The sequence below is a fragment of the Solitalea agri genome, from assembly GCF_023914155.1.
GTDB lineage: Bacteria > Bacteroidota > Bacteroidia > Sphingobacteriales > Sphingobacteriaceae > Solitalea > Solitalea agri.
This window is the reverse complement of sequence record NZ_JAMWYS010000005.1, coordinates 1-8,453: the sequence shown is the minus strand read 5'-3', so window position 1 is coordinate 8,453 and position 8,453 is coordinate 1. Positions and strand designations below refer to the sequence as shown.

Below are 8,453 nucleotides of genomic sequence, written 5' to 3'. Positions count from 1 at the left end.
ACACTTGAGGTGATGTCTACCAGACCGCCATCGATACAGATCTCCGGAACGCCTACCGCTAACGTAGTGGTTGCTACCGGATGTACCGTGATCGTTTGTGGCGCTGTGCTGTTTTCACAACCATCCTGGGTTCTCACCGTCAGTTTCACATCATATGTGTGTGTTGAGGTGATGGCCGGGAAGCTGATCGATACCACTGCCTGGTTAGCTGCTGAGATCGTGTTGATCACCGTGCCGCCTTCGCTGAATTCCCAGATGTAATCCTTAATCGGGCTTACGCCGGTGGTTGAACCGGTGGCATCCAAGGTCACTGTTCCATCCTGACAAACCGTTGTGGACGATGCCGTAAAGCTTGCCACTGGCGTTGCGCCATTGTATTGATATACATCGGTAAAGGTGTCTTTACAGCCATTACCTGATGAAGTTACTGTTAAGGTGATCGTTTTCGGTCCTGCTGTGGTGTACGCTGGTACCGCTGGGTTTTGTAAGGTCGACGTAAAGCCTTCGCCTAAATCCCAGGCATACGTTAAGCTATAGCCGCCGCTTACGCTTGAGCCATCGGTAAACACATCGCCTGCCGCTCCACAGCTGCTTGGTTTGGTAAACGAAGCCACTGGGTTTGGATAGATCGTGATCACTTGTGGTGCTGATTCATCATCACAGCCAAAGCCATCGCTTACCACTACCGTATAGCTGCCTGATTCGGCAACCGTACTTAAGGTTAAGGTTTGCGCGTTCTGTCCGGCGATATCCACCCCGCCTTTGCGCCACTGGTAGGTCGAGCCTGCACTGGCCGTTAAGGTGATTACACCACCCTCACACTCAGCTGTTGCCGATGGGGTGATGGTTGGTGTTGGCAATGGATGGACAACGATGGTCGCTGTTGCCGCTACGCTTGGACAGCTGCCGTCGGTTGCTGTTGCCACATATGTGATCGTCCAGGTGCCCACGCCTGCTACTGCAGGGTCGAACTTGCCTGCTGCCGTGATTGAACCCGCTGGGGCACTGGTGGTATATACCGGTGCTGCTACGGCAACGCCGTTGGTTACACTTGAGGTGATGTCTACCAGACCGCCATCGATACAGATCTCTGGAACACCTACCGCTAACGTAGTGGTTGCTACCGGGTGTACCGTGATCGACTGTGGCGCTGTGCTGCTTTCACAACCGTCCTGGGTTCTCACTGTCAGCTTCACATCATACGTGTGGCTTGAGGTGATAGCCGGGAAGCTGATCGATACCACTGCCTGGTTAGCTGCTGAGATCGTATTGATCACCGTACCGCCTTCCGAGAATTCCCAGATGTAATCCTTAATCGGGCTTACGCCGGTGGTTGAGCCGGTGGCATCCAAGGTCACTGTTCCGTCCTGGCAAACCGTTGTGGCCGATGCCGTAAAGCTTGCCACTGGCGTTGCGCCATTGTATTGATATACATCGGTAAAGGTGTCTTTACAGCCGTTACCTGATGAAGTTACTGTTAAGGTGATCGTTTTCGGTCCTGCTGTTGTGTACGCTGGTACCGCTGGGTTTTGTAAGGTCGAAGTAAAGCCTTCGCCTAAATCCCAGGCATACGTTAAGCTATAGCCGCCACTTACGCTTGAGCCATCGGTAAACACATCCCCTGCCGCTCCACAACTGCTTGGTTTGGTAAACGCTGCCACTGGGTTTGGATAGATCGTAATGACCTGTGCCGGTGATTCATTATCACAGCCAAAGCCATCGCTTACCACTACCGTATAGCTGCCTGATTCAGCAACCGTACTTAAGGTTAAGGTTTGTGCGTTCTGTCCGGCGATATCCACCCCGCCTTTGCGCCACTGGTAGGTCGAGCCTGCACTGGCCGTTAAGGTGATCGTACCTCCCTCACACTCAGCTGTTGCCGATGGGGTGATGGTTGGTGTTGGCAATGGATGGACAACGATGGTCGCCGTTGCAGGAGTGCTCGCGCAGCTGCCGTCGGTTGCTGTTGCCACATACGTGATCGTCCAGGTGCCCACGCCTGCTACTGCTGGGTCGAACTTGCCTGCTGCCGTGATTGAACCGGCTGGGGCATTGGTGGTATATACCGGTGCTGCTACTGCAACGCCGTTGGTTACACTTGAGGTGATGTCTACCAGACCGCCATCGATACAGATCTCCGGAACACCTACCGCTAACGTAGTGGTGGCTACCGGGTGTACCGTGATCGTTTGTGGCGCTGTGCTGTTTTCACAACCATCCTGGGTTCTCACCGTCAGTTTCACATCATATGTGTGTGTTGAGGTGATGGCCGGGAAGCTGATCGATACCACTGCCTGGTTAGCTGCTGAGATCGTGTTGATCACACTGCCGCCTTCACTGAATTCCCAGATGTAGTCGGTGATTGGGCTTACGCCTGTAGTTGAACCTGTGGCATCTAATGTCACCGTTCCATCCTGACAGATGGTGGTGTTCGATACCGTGAAGGCTGCTACCGGTGTTGAACCGTTATATTGATATACATCAGTATAGGTTGCTGAACAACCGTTACCTGATGAGGTTACTGTTAAGGTAATCGTTTTCGGTCCGGCTGTGGTGTACGCTGGTACCGCTGGGTTTTGTAAGGTCGAAGTAAAGCCTTCCCCTAAATCCCACGCATACGTTAAGCTATAGCCGCCGCTTACGCTTGATGCGCTCGCGTCAAACACGTCACCCACCGTTCCACAGCTGCTAGGTTTAGCAAACATCGCTACTGGGTTTGGATAGATCGTGATCACTACCGGTGCTGACTCCTCGTCACAACCGAAGCCATCGGTGGCCACTACTGAGTAGCTGCCTGACTCGGCTACCGTGCTCAGGGTTAAGGTTGAACCGGTTTGTCCTGCGATCGCAACGCCACCTTTCTTCCACTGGTAGCTGCTGCCACCGGTTGCTGTTAAGGTGATCACACTGTTCTCACAGGCAGCTGTTGCTGATGGGATGATAGCTGGTGTTGGTACCGGGTGTACTACGATCGTGGCCGTTGCAGGTGCACTTGCACAACTTCCGTCTGTGGCGGTAGCCACGTAGGTGATCGTCCAGGTGCCTACCCCTGCTACAGCAGGGTCAAACTTGCCTGCTGCCGTAATTGAACCAGCTGGGGCATTGGTGGTATATACCGGTGCTGCTACTGCAACTCCGTTGGTTACACTTGAGGTGATGTCTACCAAGCCGCCATCGATACAGATCTCCGGAACGCCTACCGCTAACGAAGTGGTTGCTACCGGATGTACCGTGATCGACTGTGGCGCTGTGCTGCTTTCACAACCGTCCTGGGTTCTCACCGTCAGTTTCACATCATATGTATGCGTTGAGGTGATGGCCGGGAAGTTGATCGATACCACTGCCTGGTTAGCCGCTGAGATCGTGTTGATCACACTGCCGCCTTCACTGAATTCCCAGATGTAATCCTTAATCGGGCTTACGCCGGTGCTTGAACCGGTGGCATCTAAGGTCACTGTTCCATCCTGGCAAACCGTTGTGGACGATGCCGTAAAGCTTGCCACTGGCGTTGCGCCATTGTATTGATATACATCGGTAAAGGTGTCTTTACAGCCATTACCTGATGAGGTTACTGTTAAGGTAATCGTTTTCGCCCCTACCGTTGTGTAAGCAGGTACTGCTACCGTTGGTACCAAGGTGTGTACAATTGGTCCGCCGTTACCTAAATCCCATGCATAATCATTGATCGTGTAACCGCCGCTTACGCTTGATGCGCTCGCGTCAAACACATCACCCACCGTTCCACAGCTGCTAGGTTTAGCAAACATCGCTACTGGGTTTGGATAGATCGTGATCACTACCGGTGCTGACTCCTCGTCACAACCGAAGCCATCGGTGGCCACTACTGAGTAGCTGCCTGACTCGGCTACCGTGCTCAGGGTTAAGGTTGAACCGGTTTGTCCTGCGATCGCCACGCCACCTTTCTTCCACTGGTAGCTGCTGCCACCGGTTGCTGTTAAGGTGATCACACTGTTCTCACAGGCAGCTGTTGCCGATGGGGTGATACTTGGTGTTGGTACCGGGTGTACTACGATCGTGGCCGTTGCAGGTGCACTTGCACAACTTCCGTCTGTGGCGGTAGCCACGTAGGTGATCGTCCAGGTGCCTACCCCTGCTACTGCTGGGTCAAACTTGCCTGCTGCCGTGATTGAACCGGCTGGGGCATTGGTGGTGTATACCGGTGCTGCTACGGCAACTCCGTTGGTTACACTTGAGGTGATGTCTACCAGACCGCCATCGATACAGATCTCTGGTACGCCTACCGCAAGAGTGGCTACTGCTACCGGATGTACCGTGATATCCTGAGTTGCAGATTCATCTTCACAACCAAAATCAGTATAAACAGTTAATTTAACACGGTAATCAGTTGTTGTTGTTGCATCAGGGAAGTTTACTGTTACTGACGCTGCATTTGGCGCATAAATAGGCAATAATGCATTTGTAATAGGATCAAAGAATTCCCATTTCCATTTATTGATCGTACCAACTGTTCCTGGCACCGAAGTATCAGTAAAGGTTACAGCTGTTCCCTGACAAACGGTAGTAGCTGATGCCGTAAAGCTTGCTGCTGGTACGTTACCATTGAACTGGTAGTTTAATGTTTCTGTATCTGAACAACCTTTACTGGTTGTTACAGTTAACTTAACTGTGTAATTACCCGAAGCCGCGTATACATAAGTGGTGATAGGGCTTGCTGAAGAAACAACAGGATTACCATCGCCAAAGTCCCATGTATAGTTAGTGATCGATCCGGTAGCTACAGAACTTGCTGATGCATCAAATACAGAACCTGTATTGCTCACGCAATCTCCATCCATAGTAAATGATGCAACCGGAAGAGGATTCACAATTACTTTAATGGTTTTTGACTGAGTTGTACAACCAGCAGCTGAAGTACCTAATGCATAGTAATCGCCAGCCACCGTGGTGGTATAAGTTGGAGCAAATACATTTAAGGTAAGGCCATCTTTAAACCATTCGTAAGTTGCTGCACCACCTGCAGTGAATGTAACTGCATCGCCATTACATACCTCCACTTCATCCGAGGCGTTTTCAGCCGGATTAGCGGTAATTGTAGTTGTTGGCATTGGGTTAACACGAATCGTATCGGTTGCTACATCCACACAACCATCTGTGGTTGTATAGGTGTAGGTAATGATATGAGGAGCAGCTCCGCTCACACCTGCTGCTGCAGGACTAAAGATTCCTGTAGCTGAATTTACACCAGCACCTGCGTATACACCGCTTCCAGGTAATACTAATAATTCAGAACCACCCGTTAAAGCAAACGGAGCATCATCACGACAAACATTGGTTTTAGGTAAAGCCAATTTTGCCTTAGGTTCAGGGCTGATGGTTACAGTATGTTCTTCAATATCGCTACATCCCAAATCAGTAGTAACCGTTAAACGTACTTTATACGTAGTAACTGCATTGTTTGCAGGGAATGTAACTGTTACTGAAGAATTATTTGGAGCTGATAACGCAATCGGATTATTAGATGCATCAAAGAACTTCCAATCATAACTCAATGAAGTAGCCGGAGGAGTTAAACTTGCTGCCGAACCCGCACCATTAAATGTAATTGGCGTGTTATTACATACCGTAGCTGCCGGATAAGTAAAGGATGCTACAGGCTCATTACCATTGAAATTATATGGTTTTGTTACTGTATTAGAACAACCTTTGCTATCGGTTACGGTTAATTTAATTGTTTTAATACCTGAAGTTGCATAAGGAGGAATAGCAGGATTTTGACTTGATGAAGTAACGCCTTCATCTAAATCCCAGCTCCAACCGGTAATTGTTGCACCGCCATTGGCAATACTTGCGTCAGTAAATTGCGCTCCTCCAGCAGGAAGACACGAAGATGGTAAAGTGAAGTTAGCCGTAGGAATAGGATTAACGGTTACTGCAACAGGAGCTGCGGCAGTACCAAAACATCCAAACTTGCTGGTAACTTTAACATTATAATTACCTGTTGCGCTAGCTTCATAAGAAGGGAATATCGCTCCCGGGATATCTACTCCTCCAACTTGCCACTGATAAGCATATTTTACAGGATCGTTATAGAATGTTTCCGATAAGGTAACTTTAGCTGTAGTTGTACCACAGAAGGTAGTTGAACCACCTGGAGTAATAACTGGAATAATTTTTTCAATCTGAATAAATACTGAATCTGACCATGCATCACAAGTACCATCATTAGCTTTTACTTTATACCATCCGGTATTATAAGCATTATAAGTAGTAGTAGCTGATGCGGCAGATGACCAGGTAATTGGAGCCGTATTAGTTGCAGAATAATACCAATCGATAGTAATAGCCGGACTTACTACATATAACTTAGCCGGATTAGGATCACAAGCTGTGAAATTACCCTGAATAATTACTGTTGGCTGATAACTGTTAACAAATACAGGAGCCAGGGTGGTATCGCTACATCCGTTTGTATCCCATACTCTAACAGTATATCGGTGAGTTTCTGATACTCCCGTTGGCATAACCCAGTAGTCTCTGTTTACTGAATCTACTTCTATTACGCCATCTTTATACCACTGATAAGCAACGTATGGATTGTCGACTTGCAAGTGTGTTTTACCACCACCTGCACAGAAGTCAACTGTACTCCCTGCCGCATTAACAATTTTAGGTTGAGGAAGAGGATCAACTGTAACTGACACATTAGTAGCCACACTTGAACATCCATTCGATGTAGTTACAACTACATTATAAGTACCTGTTAGAGTAGCACTATAAGTAGCTGATGTAGCTCCTGGGATCGAAACCCCATTATAAGTCCACTGATAGGTGTCAGTTGGATTTGAACTAATCACCTCTAAGCCTGCGCTACCTCCATAACAGAACTTAAATGGACCTGGAAACTTCATAGTTGCTACCGATAACGGGTTAACCGTAACTGTTACAGGAGCAGAAGTTTCTGAACAACCAAATGAATTGGTCGCTACAACCGTATAATTACCTGCTGTTGTAGCAGTGTATGAAGTTGAGGTCGCTCCACCAATAGGACTTCCGTTTAATTGCCATTGGTAATTAAGTGTAGCATCAGCATTAGAAACTGATAAAACTACATCTTCACCCGCACAGAAAGCTAATGGGCCGTCTGCAGCAATAATCGGCTTAATAATTTTGTATTCAGTTACATTAAATACTACAGACGTAGCTGAACATCCGTTTGGTGCAGGATAAGTTACAGTTACTTTGTAATTACCCCCATCAGTTACAGGAACGCTAGCACAGTTACAGCCAAATGCTGCACCGTCTTTTGTCCATACGTAGCTGGTTCCAGCAGGACCTGCTGTCACTCCGATTGTTGAACTACCACCATCACAGAATGCAATGGTTGTTGGAGTTGTAGGAGTAACATTTGGTAAAGGTTTAACCGTTACCGGAATCATATTAGAGGTTTCGGTACAACCTGTTGGGTAGCTTGCAACCACATCGTAGTTATAAGTACCAGCTGTTGTTTCTGAAACAACATAAGTTTGACTTGTCGCACCTGGAATGTCTACTCCATTTTTGCGCCACTGATAGGTTGCACCAGCCGCGAATGGATTAATAGTAAGTGAAACGGTTTCGTTAGCACAAATTATTGTAGAACCTGAAGCTGAAATTACAGGATTTGGGATATCAAACACGGTTACATCAACTTCCGCAGAAGTACTGATACAACCTTTATTAGAAGTTACGACAACTTTATACTTACCTGAAGCGGTAGCTGTATAAGAGTTACTTGTTGAAGCTCCTGGCGCAATTGCACCGTTACGATACCACTGGTATGAATAACCCGCGGTGAATGGAACGCTAAAGGTTGCATTTGATCCGTTACAGAACGAATGGGGACCTGGATTAGTTAAGGTTACATCAGGTAATGGATTTGAAGTAACAGAAACTGTGTTTGATGTTTTAGGACATCCATTTATATCGGTAGCAACTACATAATAATCACCTACTGCGTTAGTAGTATAGAATGTTCCTGTTGCTATTGATACAGCCGAAGCAGTTGAATACCATCTGTAAGTCACACCAGTAACAACTGGGCTTACTTTAAGGGTCACGCTTCCTCCCACGCAGAAATCAAGCGTACCTACAGCTGAAACTACTGGCGTTGCAAAATCCCAAACAGTAACTACAATGCCAATTGGGCTGGTAGTGCTACAACCAGTTGCAAAGCTTACAGTAACCGTATAATTACCCGCAGCAGATGCAGTATAGGTATTTGTATTTGTTCCTACCGGAGATCCATCCAGGAACCACTGGTACGTTGCTCCTGCCTGAACTGGTACTGATAATACTACAGAACCTGGGTTACAGAAACTGGTCGGGCCTCCTGCAGTGATTGTTGCAGTTGGTTTTGGATTTACCGTTACCACTGTAGCCGGCGAAGTTGCCGTACAAGAGGTAATCGTGTTGGTTACTTTTACTGTATATGA

1 protein-coding gene is annotated in these 8,453 nt (G+C 47.8%); it reads right to left on the bottom strand.

The features are described from left to right. Positions 1-8,453: PKD domain-containing protein (locus tag NF867_RS01360; protein ID WP_252585746.1), on the bottom strand; the 8,453-nt coding region annotated here is incomplete at both ends.